This window comes from Pseudomonas sp. FG1 (assembly GCF_034313875.1).
GTDB lineage: Bacteria > Pseudomonadota > Gammaproteobacteria > Pseudomonadales > Pseudomonadaceae > Aquipseudomonas > Aquipseudomonas veronii.
Map to the genome: position 1 here is coordinate 6,288,086 of NZ_JAVIWP010000001.1, position 17,612 is coordinate 6,305,697.

The 17,612-nt window shown below is 63.0% G+C and carries 19 protein-coding genes; 2 read left to right on the plus strand and 17 right to left on the minus strand.

What is annotated here, in order from left to right:
• Positions 1–33: 33 nt before the first annotated feature.
• Together RGV59_RS28910 and RGV59_RS28915 are read left to right on the plus strand one after the other, a co-directional pair.
• Entirely contained in the window at positions 34–1,230 is a 1,197-nt protein-coding gene (locus RGV59_RS28910; RefSeq protein ID WP_126587145.1) for an MFS transporter, read from the plus strand.
• Between the two features lie 86 nt (positions 1,231–1,316).
• Complete coding sequence (locus RGV59_RS28915) at positions 1,317–1,661, plus strand: hypothetical protein (protein WP_126587147.1); 345 nt, start codon at positions 1,317–1,319, stop codon at positions 1,659–1,661.
• Between the two features lie 69 nt (positions 1,662–1,730).
• On the opposite strand, the gene RGV59_RS28920 is transcribed toward RGV59_RS28915, so the two are convergent.
• The 17 genes from RGV59_RS28920 to fabD form a co-directional block, all read right to left on the minus strand.
• Complete coding sequence (locus RGV59_RS28920; protein WP_126587149.1) at positions 1,731–2,648, minus strand: PfkB family carbohydrate kinase; 918 nt, start codon at positions 2,646–2,648, stop codon at positions 1,731–1,733.
• Positions 2,641–4,107, minus strand: a complete 1,467-nt coding sequence (locus RGV59_RS28925; protein ID WP_126587151.1) for a purine-cytosine permease family protein — start codon at positions 4,105–4,107, stop codon at positions 2,641–2,643. The genes RGV59_RS28920 and RGV59_RS28925 overlap by 8 nt, the downstream gene beginning before the upstream one ends.
• Before the next feature lie 68 nt (positions 4,108–4,175).
• Positions 4,176–5,207: an ADP-ribosylglycohydrolase family protein gene (locus RGV59_RS28930; RefSeq protein ID WP_104902621.1), complete on the minus strand. Its 1,032-nt coding sequence runs from the start codon at positions 5,205–5,207 to the stop codon at positions 4,176–4,178.
• The gene (locus RGV59_RS28935) at positions 5,204–5,917 is read right to left on the minus strand and encodes a GntR family transcriptional regulator (protein ID WP_046382376.1); all 714 of its coding nucleotides are present in this window, start codon (positions 5,915–5,917) and stop codon (positions 5,204–5,206) included. The genes RGV59_RS28930 and RGV59_RS28935 overlap by 4 nt, the downstream gene beginning before the upstream one ends.
• A 69-nt stretch (positions 5,918–5,986) precedes the next feature.
• On the minus strand, positions 5,987–6,547 hold the full coding sequence (locus RGV59_RS28940; RefSeq protein ID WP_126587153.1) for a DUF1285 domain-containing protein: 561 nt from the start codon (positions 6,545–6,547) through the stop codon (positions 5,987–5,989).
• A gap of 16 nt (positions 6,548–6,563) precedes the next feature.
• Entirely contained in the window at positions 6,564–7,169 is a 606-nt protein-coding gene (locus tag RGV59_RS28945) for a DUF4823 domain-containing protein (RefSeq protein WP_126587155.1), read from the minus strand.
• Between the two features lie 184 nt (positions 7,170–7,353).
• Entirely contained in the window at positions 7,354–8,322 is a 969-nt protein-coding gene (locus RGV59_RS28950; RefSeq protein ID WP_102618412.1) for a GTP 3',8-cyclase MoaA, read from the minus strand.
• A gap of 114 nt (positions 8,323–8,436) precedes the next feature.
• Positions 8,437–9,105 (minus strand): TetR/AcrR family transcriptional regulator, encoded by a 669-nt coding sequence (locus RGV59_RS28955; RefSeq protein ID WP_046382372.1) that lies wholly within the window; start codon positions 9,103–9,105, stop codon positions 8,437–8,439.
• A 445-nt stretch (positions 9,106–9,550) separates the two neighbouring features.
• On the minus strand, positions 9,551–10,336 hold the full coding sequence (locus RGV59_RS28960; protein WP_126587157.1) for a TatD family hydrolase: 786 nt from the start codon (positions 10,334–10,336) through the stop codon (positions 9,551–9,553).
• Between the two features lie 63 nt (positions 10,337–10,399).
• Positions 10,400–11,389, minus strand: coding sequence for a DNA polymerase III subunit delta' (locus tag RGV59_RS28965; RefSeq protein ID WP_046489299.1), 990 nt, complete (start codon positions 11,387–11,389; stop codon positions 10,400–10,402).
• Entirely contained in the window at positions 11,382–12,014 is a 633-nt protein-coding gene (gene tmk, locus RGV59_RS28970) for a dTMP kinase (RefSeq protein ID WP_126587158.1), read from the minus strand. Before tmk ends, RGV59_RS28965 begins: the two co-directional genes overlap by 8 nt.
• A 19-nt stretch (positions 12,015–12,033) precedes the next feature.
• On the minus strand, positions 12,034–13,164 hold the full coding sequence (gene mltG / locus RGV59_RS28975; RefSeq protein ID WP_046382368.1) for an endolytic transglycosylase MltG: 1,131 nt from the start codon (positions 13,162–13,164) through the stop codon (positions 12,034–12,036).
• A 1-nt stretch (position 13,165) separates the two neighbouring features.
• Positions 13,166–13,981, minus strand: coding sequence for an aminodeoxychorismate lyase (gene pabC, locus RGV59_RS28980; RefSeq protein WP_126587159.1), 816 nt, complete (start codon positions 13,979–13,981; stop codon positions 13,166–13,168).
• Positions 13,981–15,225: a beta-ketoacyl-ACP synthase II gene (fabF, locus tag RGV59_RS28985; protein WP_046382366.1), complete on the minus strand. Its 1,245-nt coding sequence runs from the start codon at positions 15,223–15,225 to the stop codon at positions 13,981–13,983. The genes pabC and fabF overlap by 1 nt, the downstream gene beginning before the upstream one ends.
• A 126-nt stretch (positions 15,226–15,351) precedes the next feature.
• Positions 15,352–15,588, minus strand: coding sequence for an acyl carrier protein (acpP, locus tag RGV59_RS28990; RefSeq protein ID WP_003175607.1), 237 nt, complete (start codon positions 15,586–15,588; stop codon positions 15,352–15,354).
• A gap of 192 nt (positions 15,589–15,780) precedes the next feature.
• On the minus strand, positions 15,781–16,524 hold the full coding sequence (gene fabG, locus RGV59_RS28995) for a 3-oxoacyl-ACP reductase FabG (RefSeq protein WP_046382365.1): 744 nt from the start codon (positions 16,522–16,524) through the stop codon (positions 15,781–15,783).
• A gap of 24 nt (positions 16,525–16,548) precedes the next feature.
• Positions 16,549–17,487 carry an ACP S-malonyltransferase gene (fabD, locus tag RGV59_RS29000; protein WP_126587160.1) on the minus strand — a complete coding sequence of 313 codons (939 nt, stop codon included), beginning with the start codon at positions 17,485–17,487 and terminating at the stop codon, positions 16,549–16,551.
• Positions 17,488–17,612: the final 125 nt, after the last annotated feature.

Here is a 17,612-nt window from a genome sequence, read left to right on the forward strand (position 1 = left end):
TGGCCATAACTCCAATGATTCCAAGGCGTGCTCATGAACTCCACATCTCCGGTGGGCGGAAAACTATTCGTCCTGTTTTGCCTTGCCAGCTTCCTGTTGTCCTTGTCCTACGGCTCGACGTTTCTGCTGTCGTTGCTGATTCACTCGCGCGGTGGGAATGAGCATGACGCCGGCAGTGTGATTTCCACGGCGATGCTCAGTACTTTCGTCGCGGTAGTGCTCTCCGGGCATTTGGCCGATGCATTGGGCGCGGCACGGGCGATTGCGGGAATGGGCGTGTTGCTGGTGGTGGCCTGCCTCGGTTTTGCCCTGACACCGGGGTTTGGCCAAGGCTTGATGCTGTTCGGGCTGGCCCTCGGCTTGGGTTGGGGCGTGTTCTACACGCTGGGCCCGATCATCGTGACCTTACTGGTCGAGCCCAGGCAGCGGGCCAAGTATTTTGCGCTGCTGTCGGGCAGCATGTTGAGCGGGATCGGTTCCGGGCCCTTGCTCGGACGAGCCACCAGTGCGCTGGACCTGCCCCTGACGACCGCCTTCTATATCGCTGGGACGGCCAGCCTCGTTGGGGTGCTGATGTTCTGGCGACTGGGCGCACAACTCAAGCACCATGCGAATGCACCGACGTCGAGGATTTCCCTGGCTGCCAGCCGCCGGGTGCTGTCGTCCAGGGCGGCGTTCGCCATCCTCATGGTCGGCCTGGGCGGTTGCGTGTTTGGCGGGCTTTCATCGTTCCAGACCAGCTACGCGGCCGCGCATGGGTTGGATTATTCGCTGTTCTTCGCGGGGTTCCTGAGCGCCGCGATCACCAGCCGTCTGTTGATCGCCGGCTTCGTGGTCAAGCGCGATGCCTACCGGGCCGCCTGTGTGTTGTCCGGGATCATGCTCGGCTCGATTGCACTGTTTGCTTTTGGTGTGAGCGGTAACCTCAGCTACCTGCTGGCGGCTGCCACGCTGGGGGTGGGTTACGGCCTGACGTACTCGGTGATCAATGGGCTGGTCGCCCACGAAGCGCCGTCCGGCACGACGTCCCAGGCGTTGCTGCTGTTCAGCCTGGCGTATTTTGTCGGCGTCTTCGGGTTTCCCTGGCTGGCGGGCAGGATCATCGTCGACTACGGCCTGTCGACATTGATGATGGGCGTACTGGCCATCGCTGCACTGAACTGGATGATCACCGTGGCACGCCTGCTAGCACGCCAGCTCTCGGCGCACAAAACCTTACAGGTGTCCTGATACCGCTCGTCGGCATCCAGGCACGAACCCCACATGTGGGCTGACCAATAAAGGGTAAGGACATTAACCCTAATGGAGACACCCTCATGAAGCAATCCAAGTGTGCTGTCCTCGCCTTCACGGCGCTGCTGTCCGCTGCGTCGCTGAGCGCTTTGGCCGCGTCCTCGTCCACCGGCAAGACCGATCCGGTCGGCACCCCCCCGAGCCCGGCGACCCAGGAATCCCAGGACTCGATGGGCACTGGCCTCGACACCAATGGTGGCGCGATCATCGACAACGGCGCCGACCCGCGCACCCGAGGCAACGACACCCAGCGCCAGACACCCGCCGCCGTCGGTAACGGCAAGATGGGCCCGGGGGTCAATCAGCCCGGTATCAACAAGGGCGACGACTCGAACATCCCTGGCGCACCGAAACAGCCTGCGCCGTGAAGCATCGAAATAGCGGGTTAGTCGGCGCCAGCCTATGAGTCAGGGCAAGCCCGAGCGCCTATGCGGGGCTTATCCAGCGAGGAATGCGTCGACTTCCGCGGCGCCGGGAGCAGTCGCCGGCCCCCAGCGCGTCACCGCCAGGGCTGCCGCCGCATTGGCACGGCGCGCCGCGTCGAGCGGTTTCAAACCGTTGGCCAAACCGGCGATGAACACGCCGGCGTGGGCGTCTCCGGCGCCATTGCTGTCGACCGCCTGCACCTTGAAGCCGGGCACAGGCTCAAGCACATTCGCCCGCCCGATCCAGCAACCGTTCGGCCCATCGCGCACCACCCGCAGTGTGTCGGCGGGCAGATACCGGTTGAGCTTGATCAGCGCCTCGGCCATATCCGCCGCGCCGGTGAACGCCAGGGCTTCCGGGCCGTTGCTGGTCCAGATATCGATACGCGGCAGCAGCGCGCGCATCAACGCCGAGTCGGGCGCCTTGACCAGCGGGCCCGGGTCGAACACCACCGTAATCGCCCGTGGCAGCGCCAGTAGCCAGTCGATCAGCGCCTGGGCCTTGCCGTCGAGAAGCAGGCTGTAGCCACTCACGTACACGTAGTCATCGGCACGTGGCGCAACGTTGGCCAAGTCCTCGGCGCTCAGCTCGCCCTCGGCGCCCAGATGGGAGATGAAGGTGCGCTCGCTGCTGGCTTCGGTCAGCGCCACGCACAGGCCGGTGTCCTTGCCGGCGCTGGCGGGCAGCGCGATGTCGATGCCTTCGGCGTGCATCGCCGCACGGGCCAGGTCGCCGAAACGGCCGTTGCCGTGGCGCCCCAGATAGACCACCGGCAAGCCGTTGCGCCGCGCCGCCGCCATCACATTAAAACCGCCGCCGGCTTCGAAACGGGCCGATTGCGCCAGCACGTCGCCGCCGCTCGCCGGCAATTGATCGAGGGCCATGACCAGGTCGACGATGACCTGGCCGGTGTGCAGCAACCTAGGCATTGGCACGCTCGACCAATGCCGGACGCCGGTCAGCCGCGCCGCCGAGCAATGCATATATCCCGCCGGCCACCACGAAAGTCACGATCCAGCCCAGGCCGTTGTGGCCCAACCAGGAATCGGACAACGGCCCGGCGAACCAGATGTTGTCGGCGGTGGTGCCGATGGTAGTGAAACTGAACCCCAGCCCGATCGCCACGACCCACGCCCCCAACGCGCGCCATTCCACGCCGCCGCGATACCAGTAGGCGCTGCTTGGACTGACGTTCAGCAGGTCGTCGGGGCTGTAGTAATGACGGTGAATCAGGTCAACCACGAAGATCCCCACCCACGCGGTGATCGGCACCGCCAGCAACGAGATGAAGGTGATGAACGGGCCGTAGAAACTGTCGGCGATCAGCATGAAGTAGATCGAACCGGCGAAGATCGCCACGATATCGACGATCACCGCGTACACGCGCTTGACCTTCAAACCGAGGGTCAAGGTAGTGAGGCCGGCCGAATACACCGACAGGTTATTCGACAGCAATAGCCCGCCAAACGCGGTGATCAGGTACGGCACGGCCATCCAGGTGGGCAGCATGTCGCGGATCGCGACGATCGGGTCGGTCGCCGCCGCCAGGTCGTTGTTGCCCACCGACAGCAGGCCGCCGAGGGTGATCAGCAGCACCAGTGGAATGCCCGCGCCAAACGCGGCAGACGCCACCAGGCGCACGGCCGTGACGCTGCGGTGTTGGTAGCGCGACATGTCGGCGCCGGCGTTGGCCCAGCCGATCCCGGTGCCGGCGGCCATGGTGCCGATGCCGATGAGCATCGCGCTCAAGGGCGCCGGGGTGGCGTTGAACACTGCGCTCCAGTCGATGGTGGCGCAGAGGAAGCCGCCGACCAGGAGATTCAAGGCGCCGAACACGTAGGTCGCCCACTTCTGGATCACCAGCAAAGTCGCATGGCCCAGGCCGGAAACGGCCAGGGTCAGCAGTACGAAAATGGCGATGAACAGCAGCGTCAGCAGCGGCGCACTTTTCGCCGCGACCGGGGTGTGGAACAGCAGCGTACACAACGACAGCAGCACGAACGCAGCGGTGGTGGTGTTGACGGTCTCCCAACCGAGCCGCGACATCAGCGACACCAACGTCGGCCCGATATTGCCGCGCACGCCGAAGATGGCGCGGGACAGCGTCAGGCTCGGCGCCCGCCCGCGCCGCCCGGCGATCGAGATAATGCCCACCACCGCGAAGGAGCCGGCGGCACCGAGGATGGCGACGATGACCGCCTGCCAGATGGCCAGGCCGCGAAACGCAACCAGGGTGGCACCCAGCGGCAACCCCAGGATGCTGATGTTCGCGGCGAACCACACCCAGAACAGTTGCAGCGGATGGCCGTGGCACTCGCCTTCGGGGACCGGTTCGATGCCGCGCGTTTCCAAGCGCCCGGCGCTTGGGCCGGAAGTGGACGTACTCATGTGCGGGTGCTCCTGGTGCCAGTATTGTTAGGGTTGTGGCAAATTCGCAAATCGCAATGTTGACTCGGTCAGTGCGCGAGCGCGCTGGCCGGTGGCGCCTGGCGCAAGCTGAGCAGGCCTTCAACCAACGGCTGCAGCGCCAGCCCGTTGACCCGCTGGACCTGTTCGATCATCGCCGCCGGCCAGCATTGCATCCCCAGGCACGCGCCCAGCATCGCGCCGAGGATCGCGGCGATGGTGTCGGTGTCGCCGCCAAGGCTGGCGGCCACGCACAAGGCCTCGAAGGCGTTCATCTCGCCCACCGCCACTTGCTGCGCGAGGGCGAACGAGACCACCACCGATTCCTGGGAAGCGACCGAGGTACCAATCAATTCATAGAGCAGGTCGGCGAACAGCGCCTTGTCGCCACTGGCGACGCTCAAGGTCCGCGCCCAACCGATGCGCGTGGCAATACGGCCGCCGGCCACCCAGTGTCCATGGCGTTCGGCCTGCTGGGCGATCTGGCTGCCGATGTTCAGCGCTGCGCCCAGGTCCGCGCCGTTGATCCCGGCCGAGACCACTGCCGCCACTGCCGCGGCGCTGGAGATGCCCAGGCTGGTGTTGTGGGTCACCTGGCACGCCTGGATCACCGCACGGATGAACGGCGCGGGGTCGCTGACATCGGCGGCAATCCCCACCGGCGCGATACGCATCGCCGCGCCGTTGGTGGTGCCGTAGCGCCCGGACTCTTCAGGCGTATGCCCGGCGAGGATCATGTCGATGGCGCGCTTGGTCGACGGGCCCAGCAGGTCCTGGGAGCCTTTGGCGCGCATTCGCGCTTCCCAGTCGATCAGGCGTCGCGCAAGTACGCTCGGCTCGATCGTGCCCTGGCCTTCCACCAGCAACTCGCCGACGAGGATCGCCTGCTCGGTGTCATCGGTGATGGAGCCGGCGGGCATGTTCGGTGCGATGGGTTGGTCGGCGTCGGCATCTTCCAGGCCGGTGATGGCACCGAAGCGCGCCCGGACCTGCTCGCGGCTCAAAGACTGGGTGGGCATGCCCAGGGCATCGCCCAACGCCAGACCGTAGAAGGCGCCGAGGGCACGATTGTGCGCGCTCATTTCGTCGCGCCAAACTGCAAGTGCAGACGAAAATGCAGCGGGTCGAGCAGACTTTCCACGTATTCCATGAAGCGTTCGCGCCGGTCGTAAGTGGTGCGCGACGCCTTGAGAAACACCGTGCCCACCGGGCGCTCGAGCAGCTCGGCGTCTTCATCGGTCAGAGGCTCGGCGCCGATCCATTGATCGCCTTCGGCGCCGACGTAACCGTAGGCGGCCAGGGTGATGGTCAGGGAGTTGTCGATCAGCCCGACCCGGGGCAAGCCTTCCAGGCCTCCGGAGGCCGGCATCAGCGAGCGCTCCAAAGACACGGCGCGGCCATCGGCGGCGCGGCGGCGACGGTCGAGGGCGATGAATTGGTCGCTGCCGAAGCGGCTGAACAGGTCCGGGCGGGTCACGGCTTCGAAGCGCAGGATGTCGGTGCTGACCAGGGCGCCGGTGTCGGCCAGGGCCTGGGCCCAGCCATTGCGTTGGTCGAGCACCATGCCGTCATAGGTGACGATGGAGCCGACGCCGCCCTGGGTGGCGATGTAGTTGCGGCGCTTGAGCTCGGCCAGGGCTTCGCGCAGCGTGCCGCGACTGACCGCAAACTCTTCGGCCAGTTGATGCTCACCCGGCAGCAGGAAACCGTCGGCCATCACCCCACCTTCGATACGGCGGATGAGTTCGTCGACGACGCGTTTTTTCTTATCGAATCGGACATGTCTAATCATGTACAAATTGATAACCGAAAGCAGCCGTTTGCAGCAAGCAAATTATTTCAGGGAGAGGAAAAAACCTCCTCAGGGCTCCAGGCCAATCGGGAAGAACGTCCCGCCGCTCCACACGCCGAGCCAGCTCTGACCGTCGATCGGACGGCTCACCGCCAGCTCGACCAATTGGTAGAACACATTGCGATGCACCAGGGCTTCGAGGTTGGCGCGCACGCGCAGATAGGGCGAAGGCTCCTCGGTGTCGGGGTCGATCACCACCCGCAGCGGGTGTTCAAGATCGGCCTCGACCTGCTCGTCGACTTGCGTGGTGAAGCGCAACCGCTGGCTTTCGCCCTGCCCTTCGACTTCCAGGGTGACCGCGACAAACGGCGCATCCTCGACGGTGATGCCGACCTTTTCCACGGGGGTGACCAGAAAGTACTCATCGCCATCGCGGCGGATGATGTTGGAGAACAACTTGACCATCGGCTTGCGCCCGATCGGCGTGCCCTGGTAATACCAGGTGCCGTCGCGGGCAATGTGCATGTCGATGTTGCCGCAGAAGTCCGGGTTCCACAGATGCACCGGCGCCGGCCCCTTGCCCTTGGGCAGTTGGGCCAATAGATCATTGGCCTTGGCGGAATCGGTCATGGGCTTCTCCTCTGGCTTACTGATCGCTCATGCCCAGCAGGCCTCGGGCGTACTGCGCCAGCGGGCGGGCGATCAGATCTTGGGGCGTATTGTCGTGGAACGTCAGTAAACCGCCACGACTGCGAATCCGTGCAGTATCAATCAAATACTGGGTGCTGGTCTCGATCAACATGATCTGGATAACGCCGCTGTCCAGGCCAACACGGTCGAGGGCCTGTTGATCGGTCCACTCATCGGCGTTGCCGATGAGGTCATCCGCCTTGGCGAAGCGGCAGTACAGCAAGTAGTGAGCGCCGGCCGCACGGGCTTCGGCCATGGCTTGTTCGAGGCTTTCGGGCTGGCGGGCGCGGCGCACCATGGGGAAGTATTCGACGAAGCCATTGAAAGCTTCTTCGGCGACCACGTTCGGGCGCGGATAGGCGCTGCCGGGCGGCACGAAGGCGCCCTGGGCGATGAAGACAAAGGAGTCCGGCTGCACGCGAATCGACGCGGAGCGCCGGGTGTCGCTGTGGTCCAGCAACCCGGCGTCGCTCATCTGATAACGGGTGCCTTCGGCCATATCGCTGACGGTCATGCAACCACTCAGCGCCAACGACGCCAGCAACAAAACCAGACTACGCATCCTAATCCTCCAGAAGCCGGTGACGGAAAACCGGCGAATGGGCATGAGATGCAGAATCCGCGCCATTTGGGGAGGGGGCTTGCTCCCGATTGCGGCGAGTCGGTCAGATTATCTGGGACTGACACATTGCAATCGGGGGCTAGCCCCCTCCCACACTGGATTGTGCGCAATCTTGAAAACCGGGTTAGCCGCCGATGATTTTCATGATGGTCGCACCACCGGAGAACGCCACTTCCTGTTTGTCGCCCAGGGCCTTGATCAGCAAGCCTTGCAAGGCCGGCAGCGCCTGGTGGCGCGGTTTATCCAGCAGGTCGCCGACATAGTGACGATTGCTCGACGACAGGCAGCCATGCAACCAACCGGTGGACGACAGCCGCAACCGTGAACAGGTGCGGCAGAACGGCACGCTTTCGTTGGCGATCACCCCAAAGAAACCCTTGCCCGGCACTTCGTAGCGCACCGCCGTGGCGTCCACGGGAGCGTTGGCTTGCAGGTATTCGTGGTGTTCGCCGATCAGGCTCAGCAGTTGCTGAAGGCTGACGAATTGCTGCAGGAAGGCATTGGAGTCCTTGGCCAGGTGGCCCATTCGCATCAGTTCGATAAAGCGCAGCTCGTAGCCCCGTTCCAGGCAATAGTCGAGCAGCGGCATCACCTGATCGAGGTTCTGGCCGCGCAACGGCACCATATTCACCTTGATCTTGATCCCGGCCGCGCGCGCCTGGTCCATGCCATCGAGCACCGTGGCCAGGTCGCCGCCACGGGCGATGCTGCGGAAGGCCTCGGCGTTCAGCGTGTCGAGGGATACGTTGATGCGCCGAATGCCGGCGTCCACCAGCAGCGGCAGTTTGCGCGCCAGCAGTTGGCCGTTGGTGGTCAGGCTGATCTCACTGAGGCCCATCCCGCCCACGGCGCCCATGAAGGCTTCCAGCTTGGGGCTGACCAACGGCTCACCACCGGTGATGCGCAGGCGCTCGATACCGGCGGCTTCGATCAGGTAAGCCACGCCACGGGCCATGGCCTCGGCCGAGAGTTCGTCCTGGGCAGCCACCAGCCGCTTGCCGTTAGGCACGCAATAGGTACACGCGTAATTGCAGGCTGAGGTCAGGCTGATCCGCAAATTGCGAAAACGCCTGCCTTGACGATCAACGATCATGGATCACTCCGGCAGAGGATAATTCAGACGCAGCAAAAGCTGACTCATAAATCAGCTTTTGGCAATAGCCTTACCTGAGTATATTCCTGGGTTACTGCACCTGGCAGCAAATCATTACGCGGCAGGTGTGCCAGCAGGTGCAGCGTCAACGGGTGGCAGCTCGCTGCTGTGCTTGCGCTTGTTGCCCATACGCACACCGATGTCCATCAGGAACTGGAAGAAACCTTCCTGATCTTCCAATACATTGCTCCAGAACGGCGAGTGGTACAGCGCCACCGCGCCATGCACCAACGCCCAGGCGGCGCAGTAGTGGAAATACGGCGGCACGTCTTCCAACTTGCCTTCGCTGATGCGGCCCTTGATCAGCAGGGTCAGGCGTTCGAAGTTCGAGGCGCGGATCTTGTGCAACTCCTCGACCATTTCCGGCACCTGATGGCCCTTGACCACCTTCTCTTCCAGGCGGTCGAACAGGCGGTAGCGCTGCGGGTCACGCATGCGGAACTCGAAGTAGGCCCGCGACAGGGCTTCCTTGTCCTTGTCCACATCGGCCGAATGCAGCAGCTCGTTCAGGTCGCGCTCGTAGTCGAGCATCAGGCGCAGGTAGATCTCGGCCTTGGACTTGAAGTGCTTGTAGATGGTGCCTTTGCCGATACCTACGGCATCCGCGATCATCTCGACGGTAACGCTGTCTTCACCTTGTTCGAGGAACAACTTGAGGGCGGTGTCGAGAATTTCCTGCTCGCGGCGGCGAAACTCACGGACCTTACGGGGTTCTTTTTGCATGAGGAAAAGGTCTGCAGAGGTCGGTATAGGGAGGGTTGCGCAGGGCCAAGGAGACGTGGCAATACGATTTACCCGGTACGAGGGATTATCCCGACTGAACGGTCGTTGGGCAACGCTTATGTGAACCGTTCACACACATTACTTTCAGCATGCCGACGAATTCATGGTGTTCAGTCAGAAATAATACGTGACGTCTACGCCTGTACATCCGCTCAATGAGAACTCAAGCGAAGCGCGCGTATTCCAAATCTGTTTAAAAAACGACCAGACGCGACTGGACTGAATCGGATACTGATCAATACTTCAACTGTCGGCGCGACATCTCCCCCAAGTGAAGCGTCGACCTGGGTACCGACGGACTGCGTGCCCTTGTTTTACTCCTAATGGTCTTAACCCGGATTCCCCCCCCAGAACCCGGGTTTTTTTTGCCTCGGATTTGGTCGCGTCAACCCGCGACGTGCGCCAGCGGGAACAGGCGCTTGAAGTTCTCGGTGGTCTGTTCGGCAAAGCGTTCGTAGGATTCACCGCGTAGCATCGCCAGGTAATCCGCCACGTCACGCACATACTCCGGCAGGTTCGGCTTGCCGCGATGGGGAATCGGCGCCAGGTACGGCGAGTCGGTTTCCACCAGCAGCCGGTCGGCCGGCACTTGTCGCGCCACGTCACGCAGGGCGTCGGCATTGCGAAAGGTGACGATGCCCGACAGGGAAATATAGAACCCCAGGTCGAGGGCCGCCTTGGCCATGTCCCAGTCTTCGGTGAAGCAATGCAGCACGCCGGCCTGGGGCAATGCGGCTTCGCGCAGCAGGCTCAGGGTGTCGGCGCGGGCGCCGCGGGTGTGGACGATGACCGGTTTGCCGGTCTGCTCGGCGGCGTGCAGGTGCAGGCGGAACGACGCTTGCTGCAATAGCGCGGCTTCGGGCTCGTAGTGATAGTCCAGGCCGGTTTCACCAATCGCCACCACCCGTGGGTGGTTGAGTTCGCCGAGCAACCAGTCGAGGGCCGGGGCTTCGTCGGGCTTGAGGTCCAGCGGGTGGATACCCACCGAGCAATCCACGTCCGCGTAGCGATCCGCGAGGGCTTTGACGTCGGCCGCATTGTCGGCGCTGACGCCGATGCACAGGAAGTGCCCGACCCCACGCTGGCGGGCCGCTTCCAGGGCGGCGTCGAGGGAACCGCCGTGTTGGGCGAGGTCGAGGCGATCAAGGTGGCAATGGGAATCTACGAGCATAGGAAATGACAACTTCAATCACGGGAAGGGTCTGGCCGACGATACACCCGTCGGCCACGGAAATTAACGCCGGCCGAGCAAACCGACCCACTGCACCAGCAGCGCTTCGAGCAACAGCACGCGGTTGAGGTTGGCCTTGCCGAGGACCTTCTGGCGCTGGGCGAGAATCCAGTCCTGGATATTCAGCACCTTGTCCTGTGCGCTTTTCTGCGCGAGGTATTGCACGACCTTGCGCATGTCCGGCAGGCCCAGGCCATTTTCATCCTGGGTCAACTGGTAGCGCAGGATCAGGCTCGACCAGTCGCAGAACCAGTCGAACAGCAGCAGCAAGGGGATGTCCTTCCAGGCGGTTTCCGCCAACTGGGTGGCGGACAACTCCTGCTTGAGCAGCTTTTTCACCCCGTCCACCACCAGCGCGCGTTGCTCACGCACGCCCTGGGCCTGCAGCTTCACGGCGGCCAGGGGGGAGCCGGCGGCCAGGGTCAGCAACTCGACGCGTTCGGCTTCGGAACAGTCCGGCAAAGCCTGTTCCAGCCATTGCAGGCTCATCGCCTCGCTGGGCAATGGGCACGCCTGCTGCACGCAACGGCTGCGAATGGTCGGCAACAAGCGGCTGGACTGATGGCTGACCAACAACAGCACGGTATCGCCGGAAGGTTCTTCGAGGCTTTTGAGCAAGGCGTTGGCCGCGTTGATGTTCATCGCCTCCACCGGCTCGATCAGTACGACCTTGCGCCCGCCCATCTGCGCGGTTTGCACCACGAAGCTGACGAGGTCACGCACCTGGTCGACCTTGATCGCCTTGTCCGCTTCCTCGGGTTCCAGCAGGTAGTTGTCCGGGTGGCTGCCGGCCTTGAGCAGCAGGCAGGACTTGCACACGCCGCAGGCTTCCAGGTTGACCGGACGTTGGCACAGCAGGCTGGCCATCAGGCGTTCGGCGAGTGCGCGCTTACCGATACCCGCCGGGCCGTGCAACAAGTAGGCATGAGCGTGCTGGGCACGCCCCGCCAATTGCTGCCAGAGACTGTCCTGCCAAGGGTAGGCTTCAGCCACGGGCGCGCTCCAGCAATGTGGGTAGCAGCGCATCGATGGCCTGCTGCACCTGGGCCAGCGGCTGGGCGGCGTCCAACAGGTAGTAACGCGCCGGCTCGGCCTTGGCCCGGGCGAGGAATGCGCTGCGCACGCCGTTGAAAAACGCCTGGCCTTCCAGTTCGAAGCGGTCCAGGCGGCCACGCGCACTGGCACGAGCCAGGCCGACTTCCACCGGCAGGTCGAACACCAGGGTCAGGTCGGGACGCAAATCGCCCTGGACGAAGGTCTCCAGGGTGGCGATGCGCGCCTGGGACAGGCCGCGGCCACCGCCTTGGTAGGCATAGGTGGAATCGGTGAAACGGTCACAAATCACCACGGCGCCGCGGGCCAGCGCCGGGCGAATCACTTCGGCCAGGTGCTGGGCGCGTGCGGCGAACACCAGCAGCAGCTCGGTGTCCGGGTTCATCTGTTCTTCACCTGGGGCCAGCAGCACTTCACGGATGCGCTCGGCCAATGGCGTACCGCCGGGCTCGCGGGTCAGCACCACCTCGACGCCCGCAGCGCGCAAACGCTCGGCCAGGTAATCGCGGTTGGTGCTTTTGCCGGCGCCTTCCGGGCCTTCCAGGGTAATAAACAAGCCAGTCACAGGCAGTCCTTAGTCAGAGTCATTGCGGGCTTTGCGGTGCGGCGGCGTCCGGCGCAGGCTCGGCGGGTGCGTCGGGGGCATCGTTCGTCGGCGCGGGGTCTTCCAACGGCTTCACCTGCGGCGCCGGGCTGGAACGGTAATCGGCGCGACGCTTGAGCTGGAACTCACGCACCGCGGCATTATGTGCATCCAGGTCGTCCGAGAAAATATGACTGCCATCACCCCGGGCAACGAAATACAGGCTGCTGCCCGGCACCGGGTTCAGCGCCGCATGAATCGCCTCGCGGCCGACCATCGCGATGGGTGTCGGCGGGAGCCCGGCAACCATGTAGGTGTTGTAGGGGTTGGCTTCCTTGAGATGGGCACGCGTCAGCTTACCGTTGTAGCGCTCGCCCAGGCCGTAGATCACCGTCGGATCGGTCTGCAGCAGCATGCCGATCTTCATGCGACGCACAAATACCCCGGCGATCTGCCCGCGCTCCTCCGGCACACCGGTCTCTTTCTCCACCAGGGAGGCCATGATCAGCGCTTGGTAGGGGTCGGTGTACGGCGCGTCGGCGGCGCGTTTGCTCCACTCCTGGGCGAGCACGTCGTCCAGGCGGTTGTAGGCTTTCTTGAGGAACTCGACATCCGTCATGCCGCGCACAAAGCGATAGGTATCGGGGAAGAACCGCCCCTCGGGGAAAACCCCTGGGTGGCCGAGCTTGTCCATCACTTCGCTGTCACTCAGGCCGGCAAGGCTCTGCACGATCTTTTCATGCTTGGCCAGCGCCGAGCGCACTTGGCGGAAATTCCAGCCCTCCACCAGGGTCAGGCTGTATTGCACCACTTCGCCACGCTGCCACAGGCCGATCAGGCCTTGGGCGGTGAGGCCGGGAGTGAGGCGGTATTCGCCGCTGTGCAATGGCTGGCCTTCGAGGTTGAAGCGCCAGTACAGACGCAACCAGAAGGCGCCGTCGAGCACACCGTCGGCTTCCAGGCGATTGAAAGTGCCGGTCGGCGTGGCTCCGGCGGGGACGTCGAGCAGTTGCTCCTCGGTCAGGTGCAAGGGCTGCTTGAGGGCTGAGTCGAGCTTCCAGGCCGAAAACCCCAACAGCAACGCCGCCGCGAACAGACCGATCAGCAGCAGTAACAACAGTTTTCGTATCAACTCAAATATCCAATAGCGCGCGAACAATGCCCTGCAGTTTACGGGTGAGCGGCCCAACCGACCAGCTCATCGCAGCACAGCCGCGCACCGGCCAAATGCCATAAACGCTGTTGCAGACAAAAACCTCGTCGGCCGACTGCAACTGCTCAAGGCTGATATCGGCCACGACCACCGGGGTGCCGAGCGCCTGCGCCTGGGCCAGTAGCTCGGCACGCATGACGCCGGCCACGCCGCAACGATTCAGATCAGCGGTCAACAACACGCCGTGACGCACCAGGAACAGGTTGCTGAACACGCCTTCGATGACGCGCCCGGACATATCCAGCATCAAACCTTCGGCATGCTCGATATCTTGCCACTCGGCGCGCGCGATCACTTGTTCGAGGCGATTGAGGTGCTTGAGACCAGCCAGCAGCGGCTGTTCGGACAAACGGGTGGCGCACGGAAACAGGCGGATACCGTCGTTGCCATGGGCCTGGGGATAAGCAGCAGGCGCACTGCCCTGCAGGATACGGCGCACCGGGGCGCCGGGGTTGATGCCATAACCGCGCAGGCTGTCGCCTCGGGTGAGGATCAATTTGAGTACGCCGTCGCCGAGGGCGCTGGCGTAAGCGAGCACTTCGCTGCGGACCAATGCCGGGTCCACAACCAATGCCAACCGCCTGCAACCCTCGGCCAGGCGTTGCAGGTGGCGGTCGAGCAACACGGGTTGCCCGGCCTTGACGGCGATGGTTTCGAACAGGCCATCGCCATACGCCAGGCCACGATCTTTCAGGGGCACGCTGTCCGCTGGCTGACCGTCGACCCAGCTGTGCATTACTCGGCGAACCGGCGGAACACCAGGGAGCCGTTGGTGCCACCGAAACCGAACGAGTTGGACAACACCACGTCGATCGGCATTTTCTGCGCTTCATGAGGCACGAAGTTCAGGTCGCAGCCTTCATCCGGCTCATCGAGGTTGATGGTCGGCGGAGCGACCTGATCCCTGATGGCCAGCACGCTGAAGATCGCTTCGACCGCGCCCGCCGCACCCAACAGGTGGCCGGTCATGGACTTGGTGGAGCTGACCGCCAGCTTGTAGGCGTGCTCGCCGAACACCGACTTGATCGCTTCGGCTTCCGCCAGGTCGCCGGTCGCTGTCGAAGTACCGTGGGCGTTGATGTACTGCACCAGGTCCGGGCTGATCTTCGCATCGCGCAGGGCGTTGGTGATGCAACGCGCAGCACCGGCGCCGTTGGCCGGTGGCGAAGTCATGTGGTAGGCGTCGCCACTCATACCAAAGCCGATCAGCTCGGCGTAGATCGTCGCGCCACGCGCCTTGGCGTGTTCCAGCTCTTCCAGCACCAGCGCACCGGCGCCGTCGGCCAGGACGAAACCGTCACGGCCCTTGTCCCACGGACGGCTGGCACGAGCCGGCTCGTCGTTGCGGGTCGACAGCGCACGCGACGCGCCGAAGCCGCCCATGCCCAGGCCGCAGGCCGCCATTTCAGCGCCGCCGGCAATCATCACGTCCGCTTCGTCATAGGCGATATTGCGCGCGGCCATGCCGATGCAATGCGTGCCTGTGGTGCAAGCCGTGGCAATGGCATAGTTAGGTCCCTGTGCTCCCAGATGGATGGACAGGAAACCGGAAATCATATTGATGATCGAACCCGGCACGAAGAACGGTGAAATTCGACGCGGACCGGACTCGTGCAACGTGCGACTGGTTTCTTCGATATTGGTCAAACCGCCAATACCCGAACCCATGGCCACACCGATGCGTTCACGGTTGGCGTCGGTGACTTCCAGACCAGCGTCACGCACTGCCTGAAAACCGGCTGCCAGGCCGTATTGAATGAACAGGTCGAGTTTGCGGGACTCTTTGATCGAGAGGTATTGCTCGACATTGAACCCCTTTACCGAGCCGCCAAAACGGGTGGAATAGGCAGAAAGGTCCGTGTGTTCGATCAGACCAATACCACTGCGGCCAGCCAGAATGCCCTGCCAACTGCTCGGCACATCCGTGCCCAGTGGCGACAACATACCCATACCGGTGACTACGACGCGTCTACGCGACACAGCACTCTCCTTTTTCTAATGACGACACTTTGCTTCAGAATCACTTTTCATCAGAGCTAAAGAAAAAACCGCACGCCGTTACAGCAGTGCGGTTTTTCCCTGACAGCAAGCGACGACTACAAACTATTACGCCTGGTGGCTGGTAACGTAGTCGATTGCAGCTTGAACGGTAGTGATTTTTTCAGCTTCTTCGTCCGGGATTTCGGTCTCGAATTCCTCTTCCAGAGCCATCACCAGCTCAACGGTGTCAAGGGAGTCGGCACCCAGGTCTTCAACGAAGGAAGCGGTGTTGACCACTTCTTCTTCTTTAACGCCCAGTTGCTCGGCAACGATTTTCTTGACGCGCTCTTCGATGGTGCTCATACCTTGTTTTCACTCCTAATGGACAAATTCAGGCAGCTGGCCAGTGGGTAAGTGTATAGAAAGCCATTTCAGCTTTTCAACTGAAAGGTTCACCCCGTACCCGGTCGGCCACCCGCGTATAAATTAAGTTGCAGCTTTATAACGGATTTTAGACAGCTCGTATGACATTTTTTTGAAGCGATCCGTCACAATTTAACTCATGTACATCCCGCCGTTAACCGGGATTGTAGCCCCAGTCACGTATGCCGCACCGTCGGATGCCAGGAAAGAGACCACATTCGCGATCTCTTGAGCCTGGCCCAGACGGCCCAGCGGAATCTGCGTCAGCAAGGCTTCACGCTGTGCTTCCGGCAGTTCGCGGGTCATATCGGTGTCGATGAACCCAGGGGCCACCGAGTTGACCGTAATCGACCGCGAGCCGACTTCACGCGCCAGTGCGCGGCTGAAACCTTCCAGACCGGCTTTCGCCGCGGCATAGTTTACTTGGCCTGCGTTGCCCATGGCACCCACTACGGAGCCAATATTGATAATTCGCCCCCAACGCGCCTTGGTCATGCCGCGCAAAACGCCCTTGGACAGGCGAAACAGACTGTTCAAGTTGGTGTCGACGACGTCATGCCACTCGTCGTCTTTCATCCGCATCATCAGATTATCGCGGGTGATACCGGCATTATTCACCAGAATCGCCGGCGCGCCGAACTGTGCGGTGATCTCGGCCAGTACGGCAGCCACGGACTCATCGCTGGTCACATTCAGCTCAAGGCCGGTGCCCTGCACGCCGTTTTCCTTCAAGGTCGCGGCGATACGCTCGGCGCCCGCGGCGGAAGTGGCGGTGCCGATCACGACGGCGCCCTGACGGCCCAGTTCCAGGGCGATCGCCTGGCCAATGCCACGGCTTGCGCCGGTAACCAGTGCAACTTTACCTTGCAGACTCATGCAGGCTTCTCCTAAGTTCGGGGTTCAGGCCAGTGCCGCGCGAGCGGCCGCAAAGGCATCCGGGGTATTGAGGTTGGAGGTCGACACGCCGTCGGCGCAGCGCTTGTTCAGGCCGGCCAGAACTTTGCCCGGGCCGCACTCGACCAACTCGGTGGCGCCGTTGGCGGCCAGGGTCTGTACCGATTCAACCCAACGCACCGGCTTGTAGAGTTGTTCCAGCAGGTCGCGCTTGAGGGTGTCGAGATCCGCGGCAACCGCCGCGCTGACGTTCTGCACCAGCGGGATCTGCGGCGCCTGCCAGTTGATGGCGGCGATGGACTCGGCAAAACGCTCGGCCGCCGGGCGCATCAGCTCGCAGTGCGACGGCACGCTCACCGGCAACGGCAAGGCACGCTTGGCGCCACGGGCCTTGCAGCCTTCGATGGCGCGCTCAACGGCGGTCTTGGCACCAGCAATCACCACCTGGCCCGGCGAGTTGAAGTTCACCGCGCTGACCACTTCGCCCTGGGCCGCCTCGGCACAGGCTGCGATCACCACCGCATCATCCAGGCCGAGAATGGCGGCCATGCCACCCTGCCCGGCCGGAACCGCTTCCTGCATCAACTGGCCACGACGCTCGACCAGCTTGACCGCTTCAGCGAGGGTCAGGCTGCCCGCGGCGACCAGGGCACTGTATTCGCCCAGGCTGTGACCGGCAACGAACGCCGGACGCGCGCCGCCTTCCGCCAGCCACAAGCGCCACAGGGCGATCGAAGCGGTGAGGATGGCCGGCTGGGTTTTATCGGTTTGATTGAGTTGCTCTTCCGGCCCCTGCTGGGTCAGCGCCCACAGGTCGTAACCCAGGGCATCGGAAGCTTCCTTGAAGGTTTCCAGGATCAGCGGATATTGCGCGCCCAGCTCGGCCAACATGCCGAGGGACTGCGAACCCTGCCCTGGAAAGACGAATGCGAGGGATGTAGACATGTAACAAGCCCCTAATGATCTGGTCGTCGGATATAGGCGCTCCTACGATGGGAGCGCACGAAACTGACAGATTGGATGGTCAATTGAACCGGCCGGTCACATTTAAGCATTCCCGGGCCGATTCG

Excerpts from the sequence above, each read along its gene's own strand:
- RGV59_RS28950 (WP_102618412.1), bottom strand. The coding sequence starts at position 8,322 with ATGATCGTTGATCGTCAAGGCAGGCGTTTTCGCAATTTGCGGATCAGC.
- RGV59_RS28915 (WP_126587147.1), top strand. The coding sequence starts at position 1,317 with ATGAAGCAATCCAAGTGTGCTGTCCTCGCCTTCACGGCGCTGCTGTCC.
- RGV59_RS28955 (WP_046382372.1), bottom strand. The coding sequence starts at position 9,105 with ATGCAAAAAGAACCCCGTAAGGTCCGTGAGTTTCGCCGCCGCGAGCAG.
- RGV59_RS28930 (WP_104902621.1), bottom strand. The coding sequence starts at position 5,207 with ATGAGCGCGCACAATCGTGCCCTCGGCGCCTTCTACGGTCTGGCGTTG.
- RGV59_RS28940 (WP_126587153.1), bottom strand. The coding sequence starts at position 6,547 with ATGACCGATTCCGCCAAGGCCAATGATCTATTGGCCCAACTGCCCAAG.
- RGV59_RS28925 (WP_126587151.1), bottom strand. The coding sequence starts at position 4,107 with ATGAGTACGTCCACTTCCGGCCCAAGCGCCGGGCGCTTGGAAACGCGC.
- fabD (WP_126587160.1), bottom strand. The coding sequence starts at position 17,487 with ATGTCTACATCCCTCGCATTCGTCTTTCCAGGGCAGGGTTCGCAGTCC.
- acpP (WP_003175607.1), bottom strand. The coding sequence starts at position 15,588 with ATGAGCACCATCGAAGAGCGCGTCAAGAAAATCGTTGCCGAGCAACTG.
- RGV59_RS28945 (WP_126587155.1), bottom strand. The coding sequence starts at position 7,169 with ATGCGTAGTCTGGTTTTGTTGCTGGCGTCGTTGGCGCTGAGTGGTTGC.
- pabC (WP_126587159.1), bottom strand. The coding sequence starts at position 13,981 with ATGCACAGCTGGGTCGACGGTCAGCCAGCGGACAGCGTGCCCCTGAAA.
- RGV59_RS28910 (WP_126587145.1), top strand. The coding sequence starts at position 34 with ATGAACTCCACATCTCCGGTGGGCGGAAAACTATTCGTCCTGTTTTGC.
- RGV59_RS28920 (WP_126587149.1), bottom strand. The coding sequence starts at position 2,648 with ATGCCTAGGTTGCTGCACACCGGCCAGGTCATCGTCGACCTGGTCATG.
- fabG (WP_046382365.1), bottom strand. The coding sequence starts at position 16,524 with ATGAGTCTGCAAGGTAAAGTTGCACTGGTTACCGGCGCAAGCCGTGGC.
- RGV59_RS28935 (WP_046382376.1), bottom strand. The coding sequence starts at position 5,917 with ATGATTAGACATGTCCGATTCGATAAGAAAAAACGCGTCGTCGACGAA.
- RGV59_RS28960 (WP_126587157.1), bottom strand. The coding sequence starts at position 10,336 with ATGCTCGTAGATTCCCATTGCCACCTTGATCGCCTCGACCTCGCCCAA.